Below are 26,173 nucleotides of genomic sequence, written 5' to 3' on the forward strand. Positions count from 1 at the left end.
TTACCTCGACCCTGCCGAATTTGAACGTGTAAAAAGCGAGCCCTGCCCATCGCCCTCTGCATGGAGAGGAAACCCCATGCCAACCGTTCGGAGGCTCGGCGCTGTCGCCGCGGCCCTGTCACTCGGCATCGCGCTCACCGGCGCGCCCCCGCATCCCCCGGCGGCCCTGGCCGCTTCCCTGCCGGCCGCTGTCGGCGTCATCGGCTGGGACGGCGACCAGGACGCTCCCTTCGCCTACAGCGACGGCAGTTTCCACGTCCGGGCCGGCAAGGACGTGACCGCCGGGTTCGGCATCTACAACAACCCCGGCGCAGTGCAGTGGCACAACGCGGGCGGCTACTACCCCGCTCTGGTCACCCAGTTCGAACGGGACAACAGCACGGTCCGGATCACGAACTTCGCCGACCTGGTCACCCTGGCCGGCAACAACTACGAGGCGGTGTACTCGCGCGTCAGCGTGACCAACCACGACACCGTCGCGCACACCGAGGACCCGGCGCCGTCCGGCGGCCTGCTGGCGCTCAACTCGGCCCCCGCCACCGTCCCCGCCGGGCAGACCGTCGTGCACGACTACGTCATCGCCACGGACCGGTTCGGCAACAGCTATCCCTGGCCCGCCGACAGCGCGTTGACCGCCGCGGGCGGATTCGACGCCCACTACGGCCACATGACCTCGTACTGGGACGCCAAGCTCGCCGGCGTGGTCACGTTGAACCTGCCGGATCCACGGCTGGCCAACGCGGTCAAGGCCGGTTACATCTACACCAACATCGTCAAGGACGGCAACAACCTCAACGTCGGCGAGAACAACTACGACCGGCTGTTCGACCACGACCTGATCGGCATCCTCACCAGCCTGTTGACCCAGGGCGACCTGGCCAACGCGCACGCCTACCTCAAGACGCTCATCACCAACCAGTATCCCGACGCCATCTACAAGTTCAGCTGGCCCTGGGCGGTCTACCTGGAGAAGAGCGGTGACAAGGCGTTCGTCCAGGCCAACTTCGCGCAGATCCAGGGCAACGCCCACGCCATCGCCGCCGACGCCACCGGTCCCGGCGGCACCATGATGTCCTCCAACGCCGTCGACACTCAGGGCAACTGGACCGTCGACGACCAGTCCGCCCTGCTCGGCCTGCTCGCGTACCGGTACATCGCCGACAAGCTGGGCAACACCACCGAGGCGATCTGGGCCGGCAACGAATACGACACCCTGTTCTCCGCGGTGAACACCGAGCTGCAGAAGACCATCTCCACCAACCACCTCGGCTACATCCCTTGTGCGATTGACGTTCCGAACACCGCCGACCGCTGTGGCAATGCCAACGACGCCAACTGGGCCTCCTTCCTGTTGTTCGGCCGGTGGAACTGGGACGGCTACCTGTTCGGCGCCGACCAGACGGGTCCGATGGCCGATCTCCTCGACGCCACCTACGACTACGGGTTCGCCCACCTGGTGGGCCTGCCCAGCCACACCTACGGCGGCTACACCGGCTACAGCACCGGTTACAACGCCGGCTACGGCGAGGCCGGGCTGGCCGGCGCCCGGCACCGCAGCGAGGGCGTCTACGACTACGAGTTCATGATCAACAACACGCAGAGCGCCCCGTTCTCCTGGTGGGAAGGCATTCCCTCGGCCGGCGCCACCGCGTGGACGCCCGGCGGCCACGCCACCGACGGCACCGGGTCCAGCCCGCACATGTGGGGCCAGGCCAACGCCAGCAAGGTCCTCGTCGACTCAGTGGTCGCCGAGAAGTCGGACGGTCAGGTCGTCGTCGGCCGCGGGGTTCCCGACGAGTGGCTGCGCGCCGGGCAGACGGTCAGCGCCGCCAACTACCCCATCGCCAACGGCAACCGCATGGGCGCCACCATCACCAGCAACGGCAAGGACATCACCCTCACGCTCTCGGGGACGGCGCCAGCCGGCGGCGTGGTGTTCACCGTGCCCGCATTCGCCGGCAACATCGCCTCCGCGACCGCCGGCGCCGTCGACAGCGGCACAGGCACGGTGACCCTGCGTCCGGGCGCCACCTCCACCACTGTCACCCTGACGACCGCGCCCACCTATCGCCAACTCGGCGGTCTCGACCTCACCTCGTACTGCCGGTCCATTGGCGACACCGGCGGCGTCAGCCTCGACGGCACGACCACCAACGACTGGCGTTGCGTCACTCCCACCGGCACCCATGTGTCGCTCGACGTGGACGACGCCTGCGCCTGGCAGTACCGCTTCAACGAGGCCGCCTTCTCCCGGTACACATCTGCGTCCGATCCATACAGCTGGAACTGCTACTCCACCTGACCGGCGCGGCAGCAGCGATGACAGCGCTGACAACCAGAAACGGTCTACGGGCTCGTAGCGGATCCGCCCCTTGACCTGCCGGCGCAGCACCGCGTTCTCATGCCGCAGCACCAGCAGTTCGGCGTCCTCGGCGGTGTCCCGGCGCAGCAGCACCACCGACGCGGACAGCAGCACGCGAGTTGCTCGGTACAGCAGCGACACGATCATGCGGGGGCAGCATCCCAGCTGCCAACGAAATGCTGCGTAATCGGCTGCCACCTGCACCGATGACTTACCGAGCCCCACAGGATGTTCCACTGGTGAGGGAGGCTCGCGAGCAGACGACCGTCCCGACCGAACAGTCGATACTCACGTACCGGGACCGTCACCTCGGCCACCTCGTCGGCGACGCCCATCGCCTGGAAGATGTACATCGCTTCGTGGTCAAGGTGGCAGGCCCGCGGGAGTGGGTAGATGGTGTCCTGCTTCTCCAGGACGAGCGTGCACCACCCACACTGGCCCACCACCCTAGCCAGGCTCTGACCGACCGCCATAGCGTGCCTTCGCCCACGATCACATGGCCGGCTTTCGCCGGCCGCTCCCGAGGTCGACCGCGGGAGCGGCCGGAGAAGCCACTCGCAGGTCCAGCGAGCCCCCTGCGCCAGTGGCTGGACAAACCCCGTCTGCTACTACACCTACTCGCCGTCGACCGTCGTCGCGGGCTGGCTACCGGGCCGCCGGCGGTCCTCGAGCTTGATGTCGCACTTGCCGACCAGCGCGACACCGCCACCGATCGCGGTGGCCACCGGAGCGGCCAGGGCCGCGACCAGCCCAAGAGCCACCGGCACCTCCAACACCACGTCGTCCTTGCTGTCACGTACGACGACGCGACGGTTGATGCCTTCGCTGACCAGCCCGCGAACGGCGTCGACCACCGAGTCGACGGCGGTACGGGTGTACTCGGGCTTGGATTCGCTCATGACTCTCCTCGAACTGCGGACGTCCCTTTGACACCACCAGCGTGCCCGCGGCCGGGCACGCTGCCATCAGGGTTTCCCCTGACCCGCGCCTGATTCCCTCGCAGAACCCTCTCACCGCCGCCCCCCGGTCCGGTGGACGCACGGAGTCGGCTACCTACGATTGTCGACCGTGAACCGAATCGGGTTCGAATGTGCTGAACACTCAGTCCCTTATGGACTGGCGGCGGTCGCGGCCGGGCTTGGCGAGACCGAGATCGACGTGCTTGGAAACGCCAGGAGCCCTTGTGAGACCGTCCCCGACGGCTCTACAGGTCGGCCGGGTCCCTGCGCAGTGTCACCTCGCGCCCGGACTCGGTGCGTACCGTGACCGCGCGCACGCCTGGGCGGCCGGGCACGATCGCCAGCGGCAGCCGGTCGAAGGTCTCGGCACCGATGTGCTCCCGCAGTTCCCCGGCGTCAGCGCCGATCTCCAGCCGGGTCACGGCCACCCCGCGCTCACCGTGCTCGGTCGCCCCACGATCCGGATTGGTGGCCGGGTCATCGCGGTAGAACCAGTTCGGCAGCCCTCGGCGCCAGCACGTGTCGAGCGCGCGGCCGGGGCCGGGCGCGGTGGTGATGATGCGCTGGGTGCCGTCGGGCTGGGTACGTCCCGGGCGGCGCGCCACTTCGCCGCCGAGCCGCTGCGCGACCTCGGTCATCTCTTCGAGGGTGTCGGCGCGCAGGCTCCAGAACATCCACCGGTCGCCGTCCGCGACGGCCCGGTCGAACCAGGCGACCCCCTCGTCCCGCTTGTCCGCGGTGGGCATCACCGCCTCGACCTCCAGGTAGGCGTCCCCGCCGAGCGGGAAGATCGTGTTCGCGATGCTGGCGGCGAAGGCACCACCGTCGTAGTGGGCGAGTCCGGTCTCCTCCCGCACCCGGCGGACGCCGTCGTTCAAGTCGCGGACGCCGAGGCAGAGGTGATCAAGATGAAACATATCGATCCTTTCCGGGCCGCGGGGAGTTCACGCACCCCGTAGACGATCATGTTGGCCGTCTCATGCCCGGCCACTAGCAAAAGGCGTCCCATCGACGCGTTTCCTGCACCGTCATCCCTCCGGTGGCGTCCTGCTCCACTGCCGTCCTCGTCGGTCTGATCGAACGCGTCGGAGTCGGTCAGGACGCACTGGCCCGGCTCCGACGCACCGGTCGAGATCGGCCACGGTTGTGGTCATGCCTACTCCTCCCACGTCACGGGTACCTCGTGGATGCCGTAGATGAGGGCGTCGTCCTTGTAGGGCAGTTCGTCGGCGGGCGTGGCCAGCCGCAGTGTCGGAATTCGGTTGAAGAGCGTGTCGAAGACAATTTGCAGCTCCAGCCGGGCCAGGTTCTGCCCGAGGCACTGATGGATGCCGAAACCGAAGGCGACGTGGTTGCGGGAGCCCCGGTCGAGCCTGATCTGGTCCGGGGCGTCGAAGGCCGAGGGGTCGTGGTTGGCCGCGTTACTCAGCGCCAGGACGGGGTCGCCGGCCCGGATGGTCACGCCACTGATCTCCACGTCCTCGACGGCGACGCGGGCGTTGGCGAACTCGGCGATGGTGTGGACCCGCAGCAACTCCTCGATCGCGGGCAGGGTGCGCGCCGGGTCCTCGCGCAGCGCCGCCAGTTCCTCCGGGCGCTCCAGCAGCGTCACCACGCCGAGCGAGATCATGTTGGCGGTGGTCTCGTGCCCGGCGAGCAGCAGCAGGAAGGCCAGCGACAGGACGTCCTCGGGGGCGTTGCCCTGGACGAGCTGACGACCCAGCAGGTCGTCGGTCGGCTCGGCGGCCTTCTTGGCGATCAGATCCCTGAGGTAGTCGCGCAGTCCCGTGAACGCCTGCTGCCTGTCCTCGGCGGTGAGGGCGCGGCTGAGCAGGGTCGCACTGCGGGTCTGGAAGAAGTCGTGGTCGTGGTAGGGCACGCCGAGTTGCTCGCAGATGACCAGGGACGGCACCGGCAGGGAGAGGGCCTGTACGAGGTCGGCGGGGCGCGGCCCGGCCAGCATCGCGTCGATCTGCTCGTCGACGATCTCCTGGATGCGCGGGCGCAGGCCGGCCATGCGGCGCACGGTGAACTCGCCGACCACGGCCTTGCGGGCGGGGCCGTGCTCGGGTGGGTCCAACTGGATCATCGTTTGGAGAAGAGGTTGACGGCCGGGTCGCTCGCGGGTGAACCGGGGGAAGTTCGGATTCCGGCGGTCGGAGCTGAACCGCGGGTCCGTGAGCATGGCTCGGATGTGCTCAAGTCGACTCAGGGCCCAGGCGACCTGGCCGCTGGGCAGGGTGACCTGAGAGATCCCGGGTTCGGTGTCCCGGATTCGGGTGTGCTGCTCCGGGGGTGCGTACGGGCAGCGGCGGGTGGTCCGCAGGGTGGGAGCGGTCATTGGGAGCCTCCGTCGCTCAAGATCGAATTCCAGCGGATCAGGTCATCGGTCGTGACGGGCGGCGCGTTGCTCGTTCCCCTGGGATTCGGAGATCGCCTGCGGCCGAAGCGGTCGGCCGTCTACTGCGGGCCGCTGACCGAGTTGTGCGCTGTGGTCGTGGCGGATCCTCAGACAGGTTCGGTAGAGTCCCCAGGCGAAACGGAGAGGGTGCCCACATCAATATACGGAGAGGGTGCCCACTTACGCAAGGACGTTCGTATGACTGACCATCCGCCCTCGAAGAGGGCCGACGCGGCCCGCAACCGCCAGCGGATCCTCGACGCTGCCCGCGCCGCGTTCGCCGCCACCGGACCCGAGACGTCGATGGCCGAGATCGCCCGGCAATCCGGGGTCGGCTCGGCCACCCTGTACCGCAACTTCGCGACCCGCCACGAACTGCTGGAGGCACTACTGGTCGATGAGGTCGACGAGGTCTGCGCCGCCGCCGCGACAGTCGAGGGCGACAGCCCGGAGGAGCGGCTCACGACCTGGCTGCGCCGGTTCTTTCAGTACGTCACCACCAAGCGGCCGATCGTCCTCGGGCTGCTCGAGCACACCGACACCGCCGACCCCGTCTTCCAGAGCCGGGAGCGGATGCTCGCAGCCAGCCAGCCGCTGCTGTCCGCCGCCCAGGACGCACACCAGATTGCCGGCGACCTCGACCTCGACCAGATCCTCGATCTCGTGATGGCCATCGCGAAGATCCCCGGTAGCCCGGAATATCGACAGCCGATCCTTGACGTGGCACTCGCCGGACTACACACGCGCGACACCTGAAGTCCGCGCCGCACGGCGCGGAATCCCGCCTTGCGCAGGTTCGCCACATTGACCAACTCCGGCGCGGTAGTCACATGGAAATCGCAGCCCGCCTGCGTGGCGACGGCATCGCATGAACGCGATCGTCGACGCTGGGTGAAGACGCTGCGCGCCGAACTGCTCGACCGCACCTTGATCTGGAACGAAACCCACCTCCGGCACGCGCTTGGCGAGTACGAGCGGCACTACAACCTACACCGAACCTGCCGATCGTTTGCCTGTCCTGGTCGAAAACGGTGCCACCGGGTGTGAGCTGGGGTTTTAGGCGGCGGGTTGGTACTCGTTGAGCAGTCCTCCGAGGCGCCGCCTGCGTGTGATCCGGTCCGGTGTGGTGGGCGATGGGATCGCCTTCGGGTCGTCGTCAGGCGCGCGTAACCCAACGCCCCGAGCTTGGTGACTGCGGCCGGCGTTGTAATGCTCGACGTAGACATCGAGCACATTGTGGAGGTGGCGACGGCAGGTGATGAGAATCCGGTCGGCGCACTCGCGGCGGACGGAGGAGATCCATCGCTCGGCGACCGCGTTCATCCACGGTACCTGCGGCGCGGTGAGCACCACGTCGACGCCGATCGAGGCGAACACCGCATCGAACGCGGCGGTGAACCTGGCATCTCGGTCGCGGATCAGGTGGATGAACCGGTGTCCGGCGCCGTCAAGATCCGCGGCCAGGTTGCGGGCCAGTTGGGTTACCCAGGCTCCGGTCGGGTGGTCGGTGACGCCGAGCAGGTGGACCCCACGGGTGCGGTGCTCGATCACGAAAGCCACGTGCAGGCGTTTCAAGGTCACGGTGTCGACGTGGAAGAAGTCGATCGCGAGTAGACCGTCGGCCTGGGCGCGCAGGAACGTGCGCCACGTGTCACCGCGACTGGACGGTGACGGGATCCGGCGGTTGCGCAGGGTCCAGCGGATGGTGGAGCCGGCGACTTCGGCTGGCGCCACCGTCTGGCTACCAGGCGGCGATGCCAGCGCAGCAACGTGGCGGGAACGACGATGCGGCAGACGCGCAGGGATTTCGGCAGGAGTCGGGACAGGGCCGTGAGTACCGCCCGGTCGGCCCAGTTGAGCCGTGGGCGTGGGTTGGTGCGGCGCAGCACCGCGACCTCGTGGCGCAGCACCAGTATCTCCACGTCCTTGGATGCCGGGGACCGGGCCAGTAGCGCCAGCCAGGACAATCCCTGGGCCAAGACCTGGTACAACAGTCGAGCGACCACGGCCCACCGATCATCGAGTGCGGCATTTCAGCAGGCCAAGGCTACTGACCGGATTCTCGACCAGGACAGGCCTCGCTGGCTCCGTCGACGAGGCCGCCGCGGTGCTGAGGCGGGCCGACGACTTCGGGCGGAACCGGGCCACCGTGCTGCGCACCCAGATCCTGCTGGTCCTCGGTCAGGAGTACGAGGCCAGGCAGCTGCTGCACCCGTCCTTCCTGCACGACGGCTTCCTCGCGGACCCATTGTTCACGCAGCAGTTCGTGCCGTACCTGTTCGACGACGACGCCCGCACCAACCGGCACACCAGCTGTCCGTGCTCGAGGTCGCGATGATCGGCGAACGACCGGAGACCATGCGGATGGTCGTCGAACATCGACCGCAGTTCCTGAAGCCTGTGCCGGAGATGATCTACGGCGACCCGGTGTTCGACGAGGCGGTCCACCGGGCACGAACCGCGCACGCGGGCGATACCGACGCGTTGTGGGCGGCGATCCGGGACGCGATGCCGTTGTGGCGGCTGCGCGCCACCGACCACATCGCCCCGGTAGTGCTGCTCGTGGGCAAATGCTTGCGGGGATGGCATGACTTCATCGTGCCGCGCAGGGCGTCCAGACGGCGTGCAGAGATCGTCCATAGACCGGCGGCAGCCCCTGACCAAATGGCGGCTGGTGACACGGATGCCGACTGCCACACTGGAGGCAGGCACGACGACTGGGGACGGTATGCCTGCAAGGTCAAGCGGGCGCGCTGCCGGAGAACTGGGCATGACGCTGTACCGATTGCGCCTGTCGAAAGGATTTTCGCTACGCCGCATGGCAAGCCTGCTCGGTATGGCTGGCCACAGCGGACTCTTGGACTACGAGAAAGGACTGAGGATTCCCCCGGAAGACCTCGTCGTCGCCTACGAACGAGCCCTCGAAGTGCGCGACGGCCAGTTACGGGAGCTGCGCGAACAGGCCCTGGCCGAACGAGCTGAAGCCATGGTGCGAGACAGCGCACAGGCACCGGTCGCTGAACTGCCCGCCGACATCGCGGATTTCACCGGGCGCGCAGCCGAAATCGCGGCCATCGAGGCTGCGGCGATCACCGTGATCTGCGGCAAACCGGGCGTGGGCAAGACCGCGCTGGCGGTGCACGTCGCGCATCTGAACACGGCCGCCTACCCCGACGTTCAGCTGTACTGCGACCTGTCTGGCGTGCACAATCCAGCGGACCCGAGCGAGGTCCTGGGCAAAGCGCTGCGGGCGCTGGGTGTCTCGGCGGCCCAGGTGCCGGCCGGGCTCGACGAGCGCGCGGCGCTCTACCGGTCGCTGCTGGCCGGTCGGCGCGCGCAGGTGGTGCTGGACAACGCGGCCACCGAGGCACAGGTCCGGCCGCTGCTGCCCGGAGCGTCGGACTGCCTGACCGTGATCACCAGTCGATCCCGACTGGCGGGCCTGTCGGGCGTGCACCGGCTCACGCTCACCGCACCGGACACAGACGCGGCGGTGACCATGCTCGCGGAGATCATCGGCCGACGTCGGGTCAGCGACGAACCCCACGCGGCCGCTGAGCTGGTGACCGCCTGCGGGCAGCTACCGCTCGCGGTGCGGATCGTCGGCAACAGGCTGACCGGGTGGCCGGAATGGACGTTGCACCACCTAACGGCGCGGCTGGCCGACGAACGACAACGCTTGACCTGGCTCAAGGCCGGTGACCTCGACGCGCGGGCGGCGTTCGGCACGTCATACGCGGCCATCGACACCGACCATCAGGTGCTGTTCCGGCGACTGGGGCTGGTGCCAGGACCAGACTTCGGCGCCGAGCTGGCCGCGACCCTGACCGGTGCCACGCCGGCGGTCGCTGAACAGCGCCTGGACGACCTTGCCGCCGCGAGCTTGATCGAACCGTCCCCGTTCCCGGGCCGATATCAATTCCATGACCTCCTTCGTCTGTACGCCAACGAACTCGTCGACGCAGACCCGGAACGCGATGCTGCGGCGGACGCCATGGTCGACTGGCTGTTGCGCACGGCGATCTGCGCGTCGGTGGCGCTGGCACCGCCTGGACAGGCCGTGCACAACTCGGCCGGCCGGTTCGACGGAGACTGGGATGGCGCAGTCGACTGGCTGGACGCCGAACGGGACAACGTGCTCGGCGCCGCCCGGCTGGCCAATGATCACCGGGTCGGTGCGCTGCTCGCGGACTTCGCGTGGTACCTGGATCTGCGGGCACATTGGGAGATTTTCCGCGATCTCAGCGAGCTGGCTCAGCTCACGGCACCGGATTTGGGCTCGGCGGCGATGGCCTGGAACTGCCTCGGGCTGGCGTATTCCGGGCTGTGCGAGTTCGGCGAGGCAGCTCGCTGCCACCAGCGGGCCGCCGAGCTGGCCAGCGCGGCCGGCGACCTGGCCGAGCAGGCCAACGCCTACGACAAGCTTGGCGTTGCGCTGTGGGGACTGGGCCGGTTCGCCGAAGCGGTGAGGCACCACCGGCAGGCGGTGGAGATCGGTGAGCGGCTCGGTGATCACTGGCTGCAGGGTGGCGGCCTGTGCCATCTCGGCCACGCGCTGAACGAACTGCGCCGGTTCGCCGAAGCCGAGGATGTCCTTCGCGCGGCCAAGTGGTTGGCGACCGGATCCGGATACGACCGGTCGCTCGCGATGAGGAACGACGGGTTGGGTGTCGCGTTGTCGGGTCTGGGGCGGTTCGCTGAGGCCAAGGACTGCCACGAGCAGGCACTGGTGGTCTTCCTGGCCACCGGCGATCGATGGGCCGAGGCGATGGCCCGGCACGGCCTGGGCATTGCGCTGGCTGGCCTGGGCCAAGCGACGGACGCGGTGGAGCAGATCGGGGAGGCCAGCAGGATGTTCGGCGTCCTGAACGACCGGCTGCAGCAGGCGCAGGTGCTGCGCAGTCTCGGGATGCTCGTCAGCCGCACCAACACGGCAGAGGCTAAGCCTTACCTGCGCCAATCGCTGGATCGGTACCTCGAACTCGGCGCGCCACACGCCGACGACGTGCGCCGCTTGTTGGCCGAACTCGACGGCACGGCCTCGGACGACTGAGCATGAGCCTCCCCAAGGAGCGAACTTCGACAACACCCGCATCATGGGGACCGGCGTGACCCGCCAGCAGTACCGGAAGCCTGCGTCACGACTGCTTGTTCCGCGAGAGGTTCTCGGCGAACTCCGCCCAGACCGACGCGCATTCGCGGGCAAGCGCGGCCACGCGGTCGACACAGTGCGCGGGCACGTTGTCGATGAGCTTCTTCTGCTCGTCCTCGGATATGGCGTAGTTGTCGAGAAGTCGGATCAGGGCACGGCCAGCCTCGTTGAACCGCAGCGACGGGTCCTGCTTCAGCATGCGCATAAGGGACTCTCGGTTCGCGGGCTGAAGCCTGGCCGCGTCGCCGCCATGGCGTCGGTCCGCGCGTGCCTCCGGGTCGCCGTGCCTCCGGCCGCGCTGCTCGGGCACCGGTGCCTGTCCTCGTGCCAGTCGATCGCGCACGTCTCGTGCGGTCCCCTCCGAGATCCCCGCCATGGCCGCGACCTGACGCAGCGACACCTCGGGATGAGCGCTGATCAGATCCGCCGCTCGCCTGCGCCCCTCCGAGGTGTCGAGCGGACGAACCCGGCCGTCGCGCCCCGTCCTGGTCCGCAACTGAGGATTGTGCGCAGTTGCGCGCCGGCGTATCGCGCTGACCGTCTTCGGCGACAGACCTGTGGTCGAGGCGATCACCCGGTCGGACAGGTGCGGGTGTGTCTGGAGGATGCGCGCCGTGGCTGCTGTCCGGTCGGCCCGCGACAGTGGCATCCCGTGGGTGGTGTTCGCCTGGACGGCGAGCAGGAAGGCGTCCGCATCGCCACCGTCGAAGTAGCGCACCTCGATCTCCGCGTCCCCGCGCATGACGGCGGCGCGCACCCGATGTGCGCCGTCGATGACACGCATCGTGCGACGGCATACGATGATGGGCGGCAGGATGTCAGGGGAATCCGCGAGCAGGCGCACGTGCTCGTCGTTCTCCCCCGCCAGACGTGGCGAGTCGGGCGGCCGCAGCGACGCGATGGGCACCACCGCGGTCGAGCACCTTTCCACGACGGAAAGCGCCACCGGCCCGAAATCGAGATCCCCTGATTCGAGCGCGTTATCCTGATGATCCAACTGAAATCCCCCAACCGCCCGGTCCACCGTCCACGCATCCGTCCGGCGAACAGCATTTTTCCTTGTCAAGGGATACCCGACAGCTACGTGACCGTGGTCACCCTTCACCTATCATGTCCATCGACGCCCGTCACCGGTAGGTCGCAGACCAAACGCGGACCAAACCCGGACCACTCGGCAGCCGGCGAACCGGCACCGAACCGTTGAACCGCGAAAACACGTGCCGGCTCACCGGAATCAATCGACGCCGTCGACTTTCCGAAGGGCGGCGCACGTCTTGACCGTCACACTTTACCCGGGCTAGCTTGGCATTCTGGTCACACGGAAAAGCATTCGACGCGACCTGCCGAGGTGATTCATGACAACGCGCACGTGGGCACCGTTGACCGATGAGGAAACCGTTCTCCTGCCCACCGGCCGGGACATGGATCACTACCGACGACGGGGTTGGTACCTGTCCGAAAGGCTGTTCACCGATAACGAGGTGGACGAACTCGCGGCCGCCGCCGATGCCTACTACGCCGGTCACCGGGACCGGGAACTGCCTGTCCGTCCGGCGCGACTGGCGGCCTGGCGGCCGGCGGACGGCGATGTGCAGCGCAACAACGACTACATCCACTACACCAGCGACCTCTTCCTGCGGCTGCTGTCGAAACCCGTCGTCGGCGCGGTGGCCGCCGCGCTCGCGCGCACCGACACCATCCGGATATTCCAGGCGACGCTACTGTTCAAGCCCGCGATGCCGGACGAGCCGACCAACATCGTCTCGTGGCACTTCGACAAGTACTACTGGTCGACGTGCTCGTCGGACAACATGCTCACCGCCTTCATCCCCCTGCACGACTGCGACGAACGCTTCGGCACCCTGACCATGATCGACGGCAGTCACCGGTGGGCACACCGGCACGGCGCCGTCCGGCCCCGGACCGAGCCGTCCGACCTGGCTCGCGAGGGTCTGCTCGAACTCGACGCGGCGGCCAACGGCGTTGTCCCCGAACGCGTGCCGGTGCACATTCCCAAGGGGCACATGACGTTCCACCACTGCCTGCTCTACCACGGAAGCGGCCCCAACCGCGCCGCGGAACCGCGCAGATCGATCTCCCTGCACCTACAGGACGGCGCGAACGCGTACCGGCCGTTCACGCTGTCCCCCGGCCGCCAGGAGCCGTACAAGCACGACTGGCTCGTGCGGCGGACGGCCGAGGGCTCCCCCGACTACGCCGACCCGGACTTCTGCCCGCGCATCTGGCCGCTGGCTCCAGGACAGGCGTAGGTGGCGGACATGAGCCTCGATGTCGACCCCACCAGCTACTGGAGCCCGTTCTACTCGCACTTCCCGCACCTGGACCGCTACCTGCCGCGCTACGAGTCGGGCCCCGACGCACCGACCGCGTGCGTCATCGGCGCGTCGGACGGAAAGTTCGTCACCCCGCTGACCACGCGTGGCTGGCAGGTCATCGCCATCGAACTGGACCCGGTGTTCATCGACGGCGGCGTGGTCGAACTGCGGACCGGTCCGCAGCCGATCACCGGGCTGCGGCCGCGCCTGCGGGAGACCGCCACCGAGGACCGGTGCCGTGTCGTCGGCGAGGACTACATGCTCTGGCGGCCCGAGACGCCATGCGACCTGGTGATCAGCAGCGGCCTGTGGTGCATGCCGCAGAACCGGGCGTACCCGCTGGCGGAACTGGTTGGCAGGCAACAGTCCTACGTGGCGCCCGGCGGCCTGTTCTTCGCCGACTACCTGATCGCCACGAACGCCGAGGAGCGCGCCCTCGGCGTCTGCCCCGAGCCCGAGGAACTGGCCGAGTTGTTCGACGCCGCGCTGTGGCGCGTCGAACTCAACACCGACCTGGGGCTGATCGGCGAGTCGCACCTCGGCTGGGAGGACTGGCACGAACACCGGTACGGCGCCGTGATCGCCACGAGGCTGCCCGATGACGCGTGACGGCACCGCCCCCGATCCGGGACTGATCTTCGATCTGGGGCTGCACCGTGGTGTGGACACCGCCTACTACCTCGCCAAAGGCTTCCGGGTGGTCGCCGTGGACGCGAGCCGGGAGCTATGCGAGGCGGCCACTCGCCGGTTCGCCGGCGAGATCGCGGCCGGCAGGTTGGTCGTGGAGCACGCCGCGATATCCCTCTTGCCCGAGGCGGAGTTCTACGAGAGCACCAACGACCAGTGGGGCACGACCGTGCCGCAGTGGGTGGCGCGCAACGAGCGGCTGGGCGCCCACACCACGCGCACGAGCAGGGTGCGCGGAGTGTCCGTGCCACAGCTGATGGACGCGTACGGCTGCCCGCACTACCTCAAGATCGACATCGAGGGTGCCGACCACGACGCGCTCGCCTCCCTGGTCGCCTCGCCGTATCGGCCGGACTTCGTGTCACTGGAGTCGGACAAGACCAGTTGGCAGGCACTGACCTGGGAGATCGAGACACTGAGCGCCATGGGGTACACCCGGTTCCAGGCGGTGCCCCAACACACCGTCTGCCGCCAGCGGCAACCTGCGGTGACCCGCGAAGGCCTGCCCGTCGACCACGAGTTCCCCTGGTCGGGATCGAGCGGCCTGTTCGGCCACGATCTGCCGGACCGGTGGTTGACCGCTCGCCAGGTCCTGCTCGTGTACCGGACAATCTTTCTGCGTTACCGGCTGTTCGGTGACGAGGCGGTGGTCCGGTCCGGTCCCAGCGGCCTGCTGGGCCGGGCGCTGTTCAGGTTGTTCGGCGAGGCGGGCTGGTGGGACACCCATGCCGTGCGCCGCGGGCTCCCTCCGACTTCGTCGGCGTCCGGGACGGCCACGTCCCCCGATCTTCCTGGAGAACCGTGAACGACAGTGACAGCGGGGCGCGCAGCCGTGTGTGGGTGGTGGGTGTCTCCGGTTCCGGCAAATCGACCTTCGGCCGGTTGCTGGCCGGGCGGCTGGGCGTCGAGCACGTGGAACTGGACGCCCTGTTCTGGCTGCCGGACTGGAAGATGCGTTCCGACGAGGACTTCGCGGCCGTGGTGGCCGAGGCGCTCGACTCGTCGTCGTGGGTGGTGGACGGCCAGTACCCGACCGCGGTCGAGCGGTTCATGCCCGTCGTCGACTGCGTGGTGTGGCTCGATCCGCCGGTCTGGCTGTCCTATCCCCGCCTCGCCCGGCGCACGCTGAGCAGGCTGTTCCGCCGCACGCGGTTCTGCGGCGAGAACTACGAAAGCGTCAGCAGCGTGTTCGGGCGCAAGTCCATGCTGTGGCTCGCCGCCCGGTACCACCAGGACCAGCGCCGCAAGATCCGTGCCCTCATCGACCTGCACCGTGGCCCGGAGACGGTGCTGATCCACCACCGGCACGGCGAACTGGCCGCCCTGGTCGAGGACACGGTCGAGCGCCTGGCCGCGCGCGAGACGAGCGGCTGACCTGTGCCCGCGCTTGCCGGTGTGCTGTCCTCCACGCTGCGGTGCCCGCAATGCCTGGAGACGTTGCGGTTCACCGCGTCGGACCGGCAACCGCTGCCGGACGGCGTGTTCGGAGTGCTGCGGTGCAGCAGGCATCGCTACCCAGTGGTCGACGGCATTCCGGTCATACGCACCGGCGTGCTCGGCGTGCGCGAGCACATGCCCGGACGGGACACGCCGACCGGCCCGGTGGTCGACGACCTCGTGACCAAGGTCCTCGGACCGGACCCACTCGGTGCGCTCGTGGACCTGCTGGGCGCGGCCACCCATGGGCCGGGCGCACCGGCGGCACGGTGGCGACGGGAGGTGCGGGCGCTGGTGTCGCGTCCTCCGGCCGAACTGACCGCCCAGGACTGGCTCCACCTCGTCTACGTCCGGTCCCAGGACGCCAACCGGCAGCTGTATCCCTATTTCCTGTACCGCTTCAGCCAACCCCGCTACCTGGCCTCGTTGTCGTTGACCAGCGCCTTTCCCCCCACCGATCTGCCGGTTCTCGACCTTGCCTGCGGGCTCGGACACGTCATACACCACCTCACGAGCCGGCCACGGCCATGCGAAGTCGTCGGGGTCGACCTGAACTTCTTCCAGGTGTGGGTCGCCCGTCGGGCGATCGCTCCCGCCGGCCACTACGTCTGCGCCGACGGGTCCCAACCGCTGCCCTTCCGGGACGGCGTGTTCGGCACCACGCTGTGCACCGACGCGTTCCACCTGTTCGAGGACAAGCGCTCCGCGCTGTCGGAACTGCGTCGGTGCACGGTGTCGGGCACGGTCTTCCTGGACCGGATGGGTGTTCGGGCGACCCGGGCCGCGCGGGATTTCCTGGGCGTGGCCGACTACCGCGTGCTCGGCGAGGACGAACTCGTCGACGGGTATCTCACCGGCCACGGCCCCCAACTGGAGAGACCGCGCCCGGAACGGGAGCTCACGTCGCAGAGATGGCAGTCGCTCGTCGTGAGCGACGACCCGACCGTGTTCACCGCCCCCGTTCCCTTTCCGACTCCGCCCCATCTGGCTGGGCGGCTCGGTCTGAATCCGGTCTACCAGGTCGAGCACCGCGACGCACACGTGCGGCTTCGGTTCGAGTTCCCCAACGACTGGTACGCGGCCGAGCACCGCCGCTCGACCGAATACCACGCGGCCGACCTGGAATTGTCCCACCAGTGCTTTGCCGAAGCGGCAGCCGGCCAACCGCGTGTCGATCTGATCCGACGTTTCGCCCAGATCGGCCTACCGGACCGCTATGTCCGCCAACCGGTGGCACGCGAACGGTATTGACGAGCGCTGGTCGGATCGCCAAAACACCGCTAGACTGCGTTTTCACGCAACGCGTTCCCACTATTCCTTGGACCGGACGTCTTCAATCAGATATGCCCAAAAAGCGCAGTCGCGCGCCATGGTGCATACGCCGGTCCAAGCAGCCGAGAGGGGGCACCATTGCCAACGGCCGCGCATTACTCCTCGTTCGCGGAAGCCTATACCTGGGGACTCGAAAGCCTGCGCACACACGGGCAATCGGTTCCATCGGTATGCAATCCCTACTCGAAAGCATCGAATTTCGGGCGTGCGGACCGCCCGTGGACCGAACTGATCGCGGTGTCGCTGAGTGTCAGTGACCCGCTGTCCTGCCTGGCGTACTCGCCGCACCTGCCGGTCCACGTGCCGTACTGCTATGGCCTGCTCGCCTGGTCACTGGACGGCCGTGACGACGTCGACACCCTCGCCTACTACCGCGGCGGCGCCCACGAGTTCTCCGACGACCACCGCACGCTCAGCGGCGCGTTCGGGCACCGCCTCTACGGCGACCGTGCCGAAGGCGACCAGCTCCGGGCCATCGTCGGCCGCATCCGCCGCGATCCGGCACACCGCCGTTCCTACGCCTCGATCATCAGCAGTGCGGACAACTTCGTCGAGTCGCGCGAGTATCCCTGCGCCGCGGGCGTCCAACTCTTCCTGCGGGACAACAGGCTCACCTGGCTGACTGTCATGCGCGCACAGCAGGCCCTGACGGTGCTCCCCTACGACATGTTCCTGTTCATGCAGCTGCACCAGGTGACCGCGTCCCAGTTGGGCGTGCCCTGCGGCCCGCACCTCCACCAGTCGGGCACGTTCCACATCTATGAGAACGAGCACGAACTGGCGGACAGGGTGATCGCCGACGGCGTCTCGCCGGTCCGGCTTCCGGCATGGCCGTCCGATCTTGATGCCGTCGACGCCGCCGTCAACGAGTTGGTCGAGACCGAGCGGAACCTGCGGGAAAGCGCCGTGGCCGGTGACATCGCCGCCATCGACAAGGTCGCGGCCACCTCGTCGGAATCCGAGTTCGTCGACGTCGCGCGCGCGGTCCTGGCGACGTTCGCGTATCGGCGGTGCGCCGACGGCACCACCGTGGTGAGCCCGTTCGCGAGCCCGGAACTGGCCAGCATCGCGGACGCCAAGCGTTGAACGGCACGCACGCTCGTCCCACGACGTCCGTGATCGTTCCGACGGTCGGGCGTGCCTCACTTGTCACGGTGCTCGACTGCCTTGCGGCACAAACGGTTCCGATCCAGACCGTGGTGGTCGACGACAGCGGCGATGGTCGTGGCGCCGAGCTGTTCCGGGAGTGGCGCGACCAAGCCGGTATCGCCGACGCGCCGCACACCTGGCGCGTGGTGTCCACGCCGGGCGCCGGCTTGAGTGCCGCACGCAACCTCGGGATGTCGGTCTCCTCCGGCGCCTTCCTCGGGTTCGTCGATGACGACGATCTGCTGTGCCCACACCATTTCGAGCGACTGCACGCGCTTGGTGGGGACTTCGTGTGGTCCGGCACCACCGTGGTGGTCGTGCGGTCTGACCGCGACGCCGAGGCGCTCGGCGTCGGCTTCGGCTGGTCGGACGTCACCGACAAGCTGCCGGTCACCAACGTGATCCCACCCAGCTCGGTGTTGGTCCGGCGCGGCCTCCTTCCTGGTTTCGACGAACGCCTCCCGGTCCAGGAGGACTGGGAGGCGTGGCTCTGCCTGCTCGATCGCGGCGTGGTGCCGATGTGCACCGACGTCGTGACGGTCGGATACGTCAAGAACGTTGCCGCGGCTACCAGCAGCACCGTCCGCAGCGCCCTGGACGCGGACGCCCTTCGTCCCTTCGTCGACGGGCACCGGCTGCTGTGCCAGCGGCACGGGCGGTTCCCGGCCGCCATCGCCGAGCGGCGCCTGCGCTGGCGGGCACGGCTTTCCTCCTGGATGGACACCCTGGCGCGTGGCGGCCAGCTACCGCCGGACTACTACGAATCGGCATTGGCATCGGCGTTCGGGCCGCCGGTCACGCGTCGCTGCTGCGAATTCGACTTCGCGGCCGCCGCACTCGCCACCGCGGTCCGGATCGAGTCGAGGGAGGTCACCCATCAGTCACGCAACCGACCTCAGTTTCACTGGTGACGCGGTACTGGACCCGCTGCGCCGACAGCACCTTCAGCGTCTTGCGCGGACACGCAGGCAGCGTCTGCGCGAGTGTGCGAACGGCACTGCCCCACACCGCGGTTTTCCCGTGCTGGCCCTGCTTGCGCCGGTGAGCAACACGGGCGAGGGAGTGGTCTCCTACCCGGGTGACCCGATGTGCCTGTACGGCGCGTTGGCGGTCACCATCGACGAGTCCGTCCGGGCCAGGAACTCCCGTTGGGAGGACCGGGATCCGGTGCGCGACGTGTACCCGGACTGGGGCGAGTATCCCGACGACGCGTACCGTGGCGCCGTCTCCGACGACGGGATCAGGCACGGCGATCACGACGTCACCGACATGCGCGTGTTCGACCCTCGCGTGTGGAACCCGGTGACCAGGAGGGCGTTGACCACGGTGCTCACCCAGCGCAGGCCGCGAGTGCTGCTGATCAGCGCGGTGTCGGCGGCCCACCGCTACGCCCTGGACATCGCCAGAACCGCCAAGACCGTCCTGCCCGACTGCTACACGGTCCTCGGTGGCCGCCACGCCGACGAGACGATGAGGTGGGCCGCGGGCGCCGGTGCGCTGGACACCCATCCGAGCGCGACCTTGCGGCTGCGCGACACCGGCCGGATCGGGGACGAGGTCGACGCCGTCGTAGCTGGCGACGGCGACCACCTGCTCGACGTCCTCATGACCGCCGTCGCACTGTCCCTTGATCGGGACACCGGGTGGGCGCGGCACGACGACGTCGCCGAGCGCCTGCGGGACCTGGCCAGCGCCGGCTGGGGCACCGTGGGACGGGGCGTGGTGGCACTACTGGGCAAGCGGCCGGTGGTCTTCCCGGTGCTGGGGGATGCGGCCGCCGTCCGCGACCGGGTCGCTCCCTACAAGGCGTTCGCCATCCGCTCGCGGTTCTCGGTCTTCCCTGCCGGTGAGCGCGGCTTCCGCCGCACCGCGCACATGATGACCACGGCGTCCTGTCCCTTCCGTTGTGCCTTCTGCTCGGAAAGCGCCGCGGTGGCCGGGCCTGCGGCCAGGCTGGGCTCCGACGACGTGGGCCACGTCATCGGCCGGCTGGCCGAGACGACCCGCTACGGGGCGGAAGCCGTCTTCTTCGACGACCCGGTGTTCTGGAGTGGACAGTGGCGGACGATCGCCGAGTTCGCGCGGCGGCTCGCGGCGTTACGGCGGCTGCCTCGCGCCCAACTGGTGTCAGCGCTGCCCGTGCTGGACGGCGCGAACGCGGCCGGGCGGTTCCTGGACCTTCAGTGGGGCGTCCAGTTGACCGTCGACCTCATCCTTGACCAGCGACACTCCGCACTGGTCACCGAGTCCCTCGACGCGATGCGGGACTCCGGATGCACCTACGTCTACATCGGCATCGAGTCCATGGCCGCGAGCGTCATGGACGGTGTGCACAAGAACCTCCGCAAGCGCAACGGCCAGCCGTGGGAGCAGAAGGTCCGCGGCGCGCTGGAGCGGATGCGGCAGGCCGGCATCCGGGTCGGCACGTCCATTCTGTTCGGCCTGGACGGGGAGACCCGCGCCACCATCGAGCACACGATCGACGGCATCGGCCGGCTCATCGACGACGGGCTGATCGTCGTCGCCAGTCCGAACGTGCTGACCTACCACCCGGGCACACCGATCGCGCGTGCGCACGGCAAGGCGGACCTGGACTACCACACGCTGCTGGACAACCGGGAGCCATTCACCCACTTCGAGGAGGCCTACCCGGGCGTGGTCTCTGATCTGCTGACCGAGGACGACATCTGGTTCATCCACGAAACGGCGGCCGCACGGTGGGGTTCGGTGCGCAACCGGGACGAGGCCGACCACCACCCCGTCCAGTCGACGCTGGCGCTGTGACCGCGAAGGTTCACCGGGGCCGGCGCCGAGGCGCACCACACGGTCCAGACCTCCGATGTGGGTCTTGGAGACGCCCAAACCCTGGTACTTCAGGGGCTGTGGCGTTCTGAGTCGCCGGGCAACACATCGGCCACCACACTGGGAAAGTCGCCGACGACACGACGGGCGCCGGCCGCGGTCAGGTCGTCAACGCCACCGACGCCGTAGGAAACGCCGAGAGTGCGCATCCCTGCCCGCACCCCCATCAGCATGTCGCCAACGGCGTCACCGACGACCTGGCAGCGGCCGGGCGCCACGCCGAGTCGCCGGGCCGCGAGCAGGGCCGTGTCCGCCGCCGGCTTGCCATTGGCCACCTCGTCATAGCCGACCACCGCGTCGAAGGCACCGGCCAGGCCGCTCGCATCGAGGACGAGCCGTGCGCTGGCAAGGATCCTGGAGGTGGCGACGGCCAGCGCCAAACCCCGCGCGCGCAACACGGCCAGCCCGTCCACCACACCGCGAAACGGCAGCTTGCTGCCGTGTTCCACCACCTGCACGTCGAACCTCGCGCGGTATGCGGCCACCGCCGCGGCGACCCGCCGGTCGTCGGCGGGAAGGCCGAACAACTGGGCGAAACTCACCACGAGCGGGGTACCGATCGTGCTCCGGACGACGGCCGGTGCCACGCTGTAGCCCAACTCGCCGGCCGTCACGCCGATGATCCGGCCGATCAGGTCGGGCGTGTCCACGACGGTGCCATCGAGATCGAAGACGACGGCCTCAACCGAACCACTCACGCTCTCCTCCAGGACAGGGGTATTCCGTGCGAATCTGCTTGGTTCACCGTGATCTTCACGCAGTAACCAGGGGCGGGATCTGCACTGTGTACCGGGCGCTGGCACCCCGGCTGCGCGACGCGGGCCACGACGTCGTCCTGGTCACCCAACAGACTCCGTACCCGATACGGCGGCATGGCATCGAGACGGTGACCCTGCCGCGCACCGACGACGTGGCGCGGCATCGGATCGCGGTCGACGGTGCCCTGGCCGACCTGTGCCCGGACCTCGTGGAGTGCTCGACATGAGACGCGGAGACCCTGTGCTGCTGGGACATTCGCATGCCTACTGCCCGGTCACGGTCACCGGTCGGGGCGACGTCACCATCCTTCAGGACCTTGATGAGGATGATCTGCCCAGCTTCTACCGGGCAGCGGACCACCTGCTGTGCACGTCGCGTTGGGAAGGCTTCGGACTGGCCATCGCCGAGGCGATGGCCTGCGGCGTTCCCGCCTTGCTGCCGGCAGACCTCGCGACGGCTCGCGAACTGGTGCCCGGTGGGGAGACGCTCTACCGGGACACGGCACAGCTCGTGTCGATGCTCGCCGGCCCCTGTCTGCCCGCGCCGCCGCTGCACGAGACCTTCGACTGGGACCGCAACGTCGCCACGACCCTCGGCGTCTATGGCGCGATGCTCACAGGGCGTGCTCACAGCGGATGCGAGGGCGGTCAACGGTAGGCACGCGCCTGGAGCGCGAAGAGTTCGGCGTACAGTCCGTTCCCCGCGACCAGTTCGTCGTGCGTCCCTCGCTCGACGACCCGGCCACCGCTGAGCACGACGATGAGGTCCGCCAGCCGCACGGCCGACATGCGGTGTGCCGTCACCAGCGTCACCGCGCCGCTGTCCCGGGCGATCTCCTTCGCCGCGGCGAGGTACCGCGTGAATAGCGCATGTTCGGTGTCCACGTCGATCGCCGAGGTCGGCTCGTCGAGCAGTAGCAGCAAGGGGTTTCGCCGCATCACCGACCGCGCGAGGGACAGCCGCTGCCATTGGCCACCGGACAGTTCGCTGCCGTCGGGGAAAGAGCGCCCCAACGGGGTGCGCTCCTTGTCGGGCAGGTCGTCGACGACGGAGCACGCGTCGGCGTCGCGCAGCGCGGTTCGTACGGCGTCGATGTCGTCGATGTGGTCCAGCAGACCGGCGCCGACCGTCTCCCGTGCCTCGAACTCCAGCCGCGCGAAGTCCTGGAACAGCGCGGAGACACGGGCCCGCCAGGCGACCGGGTCGATCCGGTCCAGGTCGACCCCGTCCAGCTCGACGCGGCCGGCCGCCGGCCTGTGGAACTGGCAGGCCAGTTTCACCAGCGTCGACTTGCCTGAGCCGTTCTCCCCCACCAGTGCGACAGTGGCACCGGCGGGGAAGTCGACGGTGAGGCCGTCGAGTGCCCAGTCCGCACTGCCGGGATACCGGAACCGGACGCCCCGGAACGACAGGCCCACCGCCAGACGCGTCGGCGGCTGCCGGGTCGTCCTGGCCCGTTCGGTCCGTAGTCGGTCCGCGCTGTAGCGCTCCAGCCACCGGTAGCGGTCGGCCACCGGCAGCGTACGGACCAGCTTTGTCAGGCTGAACACCACCTGGGTCATCCGCGCGTTCACGGTGCTCATCAGGGTCAGCGTGAGCACCACCTGGCCGAGGGTGACACCGCCGGCGAGATAGGAACTCAGCACCAGCGCGAGCGCGCACAGGTAGCCGAGCCCGAAGATGAGCCAGCCCAACGCGTTGAACACCGTGCTGCGCAGGGCGGACCGGTCAAGCGCCGCGCTGCCCCGCTGCCAGGCCGAGTCCGCCAGCCGCATCAGGAACGAGTCCAGCCCGTAGACCCGGATCTCCGTGGCGGCCCGCGCCGACGTCGACAGGCCGTAGACGTGCTCGGCACGGCGATGCTGCGTCGTGGCCTCCGCCAGCACCTTCTGGCGTGCCCGTTCCGTCCGCAAGCCGATCACGATGGACGGTACGGCGAGCAGTGGTAGCGCAACCAGGACGGGGGCGACGGCCACGAGCAGGACGCCCGTGCCGACCAACCGCACCAGGGCCGCGAGCGCGAGCCCGATCGTGTCGACGGTGTCCGCGAGCATGCGCCGCTCGTCACGCAGCAGCTCCAGCCGCTCCAGGTAGTCCGGCCGCTCGTAGTGCTCGATCCCGGTGACGCCGGCCATCAGCCTCATCAGCTGCTGGTCCAGGTGCCTGCTGGTGCTCTCGATCAACGTGGCCACGAACCTGGCGTTCAGCCACCCCGTGAACAGCGCCACGGCGGTTGTCGCCGCGACGAATCCGGCGGCCAGCACCATCGCCGTGGTGTCCCGGCGTCCGACCGCGTCCAGCTGCACCTGGATCCCGTACACGCACAAGACCAGCGCCAGCGGGCGCAGACCGAAGGTCACCAGGGCCCCTGTCGCGCACTTCCAGTCCGCCGCGAAGGACAGCCGTAGCGCCGTCGCCAGCGCCGCCGTCCGTCCAGCTGCCTTTCGACACCGCACCTGCACGCCCGCCTCCGCCCTCACTCGTCCGTCTGACGGCAGTACTCCTGCGCCTGGAGCCGGAACATCCGCGCGTACGTGCCTCCCGCGGACACCAGCTCGTCGTGGCTGCCCTGCTCGACCACGCATCCCCGGTCCAGCACAACGATCTTGTCCGCATGGCGGACGGTGGAGAAGCGGTGCGAGATCACCACGGTGGTGATTCCCTTCGTCAACTGGAGAAACCGGTCGTGCAGCTCGGCCTCAGCACGCCCGTCGAGCGCGGCCGCCGGCTCGTCCATCACCAGGATGCCGGCGCCGCGCCGAACGGCGAACAGCGCTCGCGCCAGGGCCACCCGCTGCCACTGCCCACCGGACAGGTCGACACCGCCCGGATATCGTGCGGACAGCACCGTGTCCCATCCACCGGGCAGCGCCGCGACAACCGTGTCCGCGCCGGCCTGTGCTGCCGCCAGTTCCACCGTCGGCCAGCCGCTGGGGTCGTCGGCTGCCGACAACGCGACGTTCGTCCGGGCACTGAGCTCGTACCTGGTGAAGTCCTGGAACACGGCGGCGATCCGCCGCTGCCAGGCTCGCGCGTCGGTCGTGGCCAGGTCAGTGCCGTCCACGACGATCCTGCCCGTGTCGGGTTCGTGGAACCGGCACAGCAGCTTGACCAGGGTCGACTTCCCGGCGCCGTTGGCGCCCACGATCGCGACCGAGCTGCCCGCGTCGATCACGAGGTCGAGGTTCTTCACGATCCACCGGTCGGTGCCCGGGTACCGGAAGGAGATCCCCTCGAAGCTGATGGCATGGCCCACCACTGGCGGGACGGCCTCACCCGGCGCCGTGAACCTGGTGTCCCGCAGCTCGTTTTCCAGTTCCACCATGGCGCACACGGCGCGGCGGCCGTCGCCGAGTCGCGCGCTGTCGTAGGACACACCGAGCAGGGGTGCCAGTCCCAGTACGGCCGTGCCGAAGGTGGTGAGTTCGCCAACGGTGATGTCGCCGTCGAGCGCCGCCATGCCCAGCACGACGAACGCCCAGCCCTGAGCGAGCAGGATGACAGCGGAGACCGCCGCACCGAGCCACCTCCAGCGTCGCCGCGTGTTCCGGACAGCGCGCATGGCCAGCGACCACTCCTGGCGGAATCGCCGGCCGACCCAGTCGCCGAGGCCGAACACCCGCAGGTCCTTCGCCCCGGCGGCCGTGGTCGCCAGGTCACGGAGGTAGACCGACCTGCGCATCGCGTCGGGCTCACCGGCGATCGCGCTCAGCGCGGCCCGGAAGTCCTTGACCAACAGGGACTTCACCGACAGGTACACGGCGAGCAGGATCGCGGCCAGCCACCAGCGGAAGGCGACCAGCAGGAGTCCCGCCAGGACACCCTGCATGTTCTGTAGCACGAGCACGGCCATCGCGACGACCGCATCCCTCGGGCCCGCGCGGCCGGTCGTCCAGCTCTGCGCGTCCGACAGCCGGCGCAGCGCGACACTGTCCTCCAGGTGGAGGATGCCGGCAGGTGCGAGGCTGGCCGCCATGACCCGCGTGCGCACGTGGACCTCCAGTCGTCGCCCGAGTGCGTCGGACAGTGCCTGCACGACCGGACTTGCCAGCTGCTGCGCCAGAAAGAGGAGCAACAAGACGGCAACGGCGGCACCGACGCCGTTCGCGGTCGCCTGCGCCACGCTCCATCCGCTGTCGTACGCGGTGGCCAGCGATCGGACCAGGAGTCCGCTGACGACCGCGGTCAGGGCAGGTAGCGCCACGCAGACAGCCAGCGTGCCGGCAAGCCCCAGGGCCAGCAACGGACCTGAGACCACCGTGCACCGCAGCAACGTCGTCGTCGGCGCCATCCTCGACAGCAGCCCGTCGAACAGTGACATCGCTCGGATTCCTCCCACCGCCGAGACGAGAGGACGGCACCGCGGAGGTCGCCCGGTATTCATCGTCCTCTTCGGACCGTGATTGCCTCCCGGAACGATAGGGACGCGTCGGGGTGCTGGCAAGGTCCGCAGTCAGGACGGTCGCTACTGTCGCAGCACCGCGTTCTCGTGCCGCAGCACGAGCAGTTTTGTGTCCTTGGCGGTGCCCTGGCGCAGCACTACCGCTGGCACGGACAGCAGCGCACGGGTTGCACCGCACAGTAGCGAGACGGTCATCCGGGCTAGCATCCCAGTAACTGCCCGAGGCGCTGTGGCCCAGCTGCCACCTGCAGCAATGACTTTGCGAGCCCCACAGGTTCTACGCGAAGTCGGCGCCCCGCTGGAGCAGGATGCAATGGAGGCGGATGGTGTACTCG

The 26,173-nt window shown here is 68.7% G+C and carries 24 protein-coding genes; 14 read left to right on the forward strand and 10 right to left on the reverse strand.

Going from position 1 to position 26,173, the window contains the following annotated elements; all coding sequences use genetic code 11:
• Window positions 1–76: 76 nt before the first annotated feature.
• A complete protein-coding gene (locus JJ691_RS15285) occupies window positions 77–2,302 on the forward strand; it encodes a hypothetical protein (RefSeq protein WP_211769430.1) in 2,226 nt (741 codons plus the stop codon).
• Between the two features lie 203 nt (window positions 2,303–2,505).
• Here JJ691_RS15285 and JJ691_RS53355 read toward each other — a convergent pair whose 3' ends face one another.
• From JJ691_RS53355 to JJ691_RS15305, 4 genes are all read right to left on the reverse strand, one after another.
• Window positions 2,506–2,835, reverse strand: coding sequence for an FAD-dependent monooxygenase (locus JJ691_RS53355; protein ID WP_211769431.1), 330 nt, complete (start codon window positions 2,833–2,835; stop codon window positions 2,506–2,508).
• 141 nt (window positions 2,836–2,976) lie between these two features.
• Entirely contained in the window at window positions 2,977–3,261 is a 285-nt protein-coding gene (locus JJ691_RS15295) for a DUF4342 domain-containing protein (protein ID WP_211769432.1), read from the reverse strand.
• 305 nt (window positions 3,262–3,566) lie between these two features.
• On the reverse strand, window positions 3,567–4,238 hold the full coding sequence (locus JJ691_RS15300) for a VOC family protein (RefSeq protein WP_211769433.1): 672 nt from the start codon (window positions 4,236–4,238) through the stop codon (window positions 3,567–3,569).
• A 239-nt stretch (window positions 4,239–4,477) separates the two neighbouring features.
• Complete coding sequence (locus tag JJ691_RS15305) at window positions 4,478–5,662, reverse strand: cytochrome P450 (RefSeq protein WP_211769434.1); 1,185 nt, start codon at window positions 5,660–5,662, stop codon at window positions 4,478–4,480.
• A 258-nt stretch (window positions 5,663–5,920) separates the two neighbouring features.
• Between JJ691_RS15305 and JJ691_RS15310 the strand changes: the two genes are divergently transcribed.
• Entirely contained in the window at window positions 5,921–6,478 is a 558-nt protein-coding gene (locus tag JJ691_RS15310) for a TetR/AcrR family transcriptional regulator (RefSeq protein WP_211769435.1), read from the forward strand.
• Between the two features lie 300 nt (window positions 6,479–6,778).
• Here JJ691_RS15310 and JJ691_RS15315 read toward each other — a convergent pair whose 3' ends face one another.
• Window positions 6,779–7,456, reverse strand: coding sequence for an integrase core domain-containing protein (locus tag JJ691_RS15315; protein WP_249227943.1), 678 nt, complete (start codon window positions 7,454–7,456; stop codon window positions 6,779–6,781).
• A gap of 373 nt (window positions 7,457–7,829) precedes the next feature.
• Here JJ691_RS15315 and JJ691_RS15320 point away from each other — a divergent pair, with 373 nt between their 5' ends.
• Together JJ691_RS15320 and JJ691_RS15325 are read left to right on the forward strand one after the other, a co-directional pair.
• On the forward strand, window positions 7,830–8,060 hold the full coding sequence (locus JJ691_RS15320; RefSeq protein ID WP_211769436.1) for a hypothetical protein: 231 nt from the start codon (window positions 7,830–7,832) through the stop codon (window positions 8,058–8,060).
• A 432-nt stretch (window positions 8,061–8,492) separates the two neighbouring features.
• Window positions 8,493–10,775 (forward strand): ATP-binding protein, encoded by a 2,283-nt coding sequence (locus tag JJ691_RS15325; RefSeq protein ID WP_211769437.1) that lies wholly within the window; start codon window positions 8,493–8,495, stop codon window positions 10,773–10,775.
• 85 nt (window positions 10,776–10,860) lie between these two features.
• Here JJ691_RS15325 and JJ691_RS15330 read toward each other — a convergent pair whose 3' ends face one another.
• Window positions 10,861–11,871 (reverse strand): ParB/RepB/Spo0J family partition protein, encoded by a 1,011-nt coding sequence (locus JJ691_RS15330; protein ID WP_249227944.1) that lies wholly within the window; start codon window positions 11,869–11,871, stop codon window positions 10,861–10,863.
• Window positions 11,872–12,229: 358 nt separating this feature from the next.
• On the opposite strand from JJ691_RS15330, the gene JJ691_RS15335 reads away from it, so the two are divergent.
• The 8 genes from JJ691_RS15335 (at window position 12,230) to JJ691_RS15370 (ending at window position 20,599) form a co-directional block, all read left to right on the forward strand.
• Window positions 12,230–13,144 (forward strand): phytanoyl-CoA dioxygenase family protein, encoded by a 915-nt coding sequence (locus JJ691_RS15335; RefSeq protein ID WP_211769438.1) that lies wholly within the window; start codon window positions 12,230–12,232, stop codon window positions 13,142–13,144.
• Between the two features lie 9 nt (window positions 13,145–13,153).
• Window positions 13,154–13,819, forward strand: a complete 666-nt coding sequence (locus tag JJ691_RS15340) for a hypothetical protein (protein WP_211769439.1) — start codon at window positions 13,154–13,156, stop codon at window positions 13,817–13,819.
• Entirely contained in the window at window positions 13,809–14,702 is an 894-nt protein-coding gene (locus JJ691_RS15345; protein ID WP_211769440.1) for an FkbM family methyltransferase, read from the forward strand. The genes JJ691_RS15340 and JJ691_RS15345 overlap by 11 nt, the downstream gene beginning before the upstream one ends.
• On the forward strand, window positions 14,699–15,271 hold the full coding sequence (locus tag JJ691_RS15350) for a hypothetical protein (RefSeq protein ID WP_211769441.1): 573 nt from the start codon (window positions 14,699–14,701) through the stop codon (window positions 15,269–15,271). The genes JJ691_RS15345 and JJ691_RS15350 overlap by 4 nt, the downstream gene beginning before the upstream one ends.
• 3 nt (window positions 15,272–15,274) lie before the next feature.
• Window positions 15,275–16,585, forward strand: coding sequence for a class I SAM-dependent methyltransferase (locus JJ691_RS15355; RefSeq protein WP_211769442.1), 1,311 nt, complete (start codon window positions 15,275–15,277; stop codon window positions 16,583–16,585).
• Between the two features lie 159 nt (window positions 16,586–16,744).
• Complete coding sequence (locus tag JJ691_RS15360) at window positions 16,745–17,752, forward strand: thymidylate synthase (protein WP_211769443.1); 1,008 nt, start codon at window positions 16,745–16,747, stop codon at window positions 17,750–17,752.
• Between the two features lie 29 nt (window positions 17,753–17,781).
• A complete protein-coding gene (locus JJ691_RS15365; protein WP_256449432.1) occupies window positions 17,782–18,726 on the forward strand; it encodes a glycosyltransferase family A protein in 945 nt (314 codons plus the stop codon).
• 109 nt (window positions 18,727–18,835) lie between these two features.
• Entirely contained in the window at window positions 18,836–20,599 is a 1,764-nt protein-coding gene (locus tag JJ691_RS15370) for a B12-binding domain-containing radical SAM protein (protein WP_211769445.1), read from the forward strand.
• An 89-nt stretch (window positions 20,600–20,688) separates the two neighbouring features.
• On the opposite strand, the gene JJ691_RS15375 is transcribed toward JJ691_RS15370, so the two are convergent.
• Window positions 20,689–21,480, reverse strand: a complete 792-nt coding sequence (locus tag JJ691_RS15375) for an HAD family hydrolase (protein WP_306291372.1) — start codon at window positions 21,478–21,480, stop codon at window positions 20,689–20,691.
• Here JJ691_RS15375 and JJ691_RS15380 point away from each other — a divergent pair.
• Complete coding sequence (locus JJ691_RS15380) at window positions 21,462–21,662, forward strand: hypothetical protein (protein ID WP_211769447.1); 201 nt, start codon at window positions 21,462–21,464, stop codon at window positions 21,660–21,662. The genes JJ691_RS15375 and JJ691_RS15380 overlap by 19 nt on opposite strands.
• 14 nt (window positions 21,663–21,676) lie before the next feature.
• Window positions 21,677–22,093 carry a glycosyltransferase gene (locus JJ691_RS15385; RefSeq protein WP_211769448.1) on the forward strand — a complete coding sequence of 139 codons (417 nt, stop codon included), beginning with the start codon at window positions 21,677–21,679 and terminating at the stop codon, window positions 22,091–22,093.
• On the opposite strand, the gene JJ691_RS15390 is transcribed toward JJ691_RS15385, so the two are convergent.
• From JJ691_RS15390 to JJ691_RS52930, 3 genes are all read right to left on the reverse strand, one after another.
• Complete coding sequence (locus JJ691_RS15390) at window positions 22,084–23,898, reverse strand: ABC transporter ATP-binding protein (protein ID WP_211769449.1); 1,815 nt, start codon at window positions 23,896–23,898, stop codon at window positions 22,084–22,086. The two genes, JJ691_RS15385 and JJ691_RS15390, sit on opposite strands and share 10 nt — an antisense overlap.
• A 14-nt stretch (window positions 23,899–23,912) precedes the next feature.
• Complete coding sequence (locus JJ691_RS15395) at window positions 23,913–25,757, reverse strand: ABC transporter ATP-binding protein (RefSeq protein ID WP_211769450.1); 1,845 nt, start codon at window positions 25,755–25,757, stop codon at window positions 23,913–23,915.
• A 144-nt stretch (window positions 25,758–25,901) separates the two neighbouring features.
• Window positions 25,902–26,033, reverse strand: a complete 132-nt coding sequence (locus tag JJ691_RS52930; RefSeq protein WP_256449395.1) for a hypothetical protein — start codon at window positions 26,031–26,033, stop codon at window positions 25,902–25,904.
• Window positions 26,034–26,173 lie beyond the last annotated feature (140 nt).

It is taken from the genome of Kutzneria sp. CA-103260, assembly GCF_018263855.1.
Lineage (GTDB): Bacteria > Actinomycetota > Actinomycetes > Mycobacteriales > Pseudonocardiaceae > Kutzneria.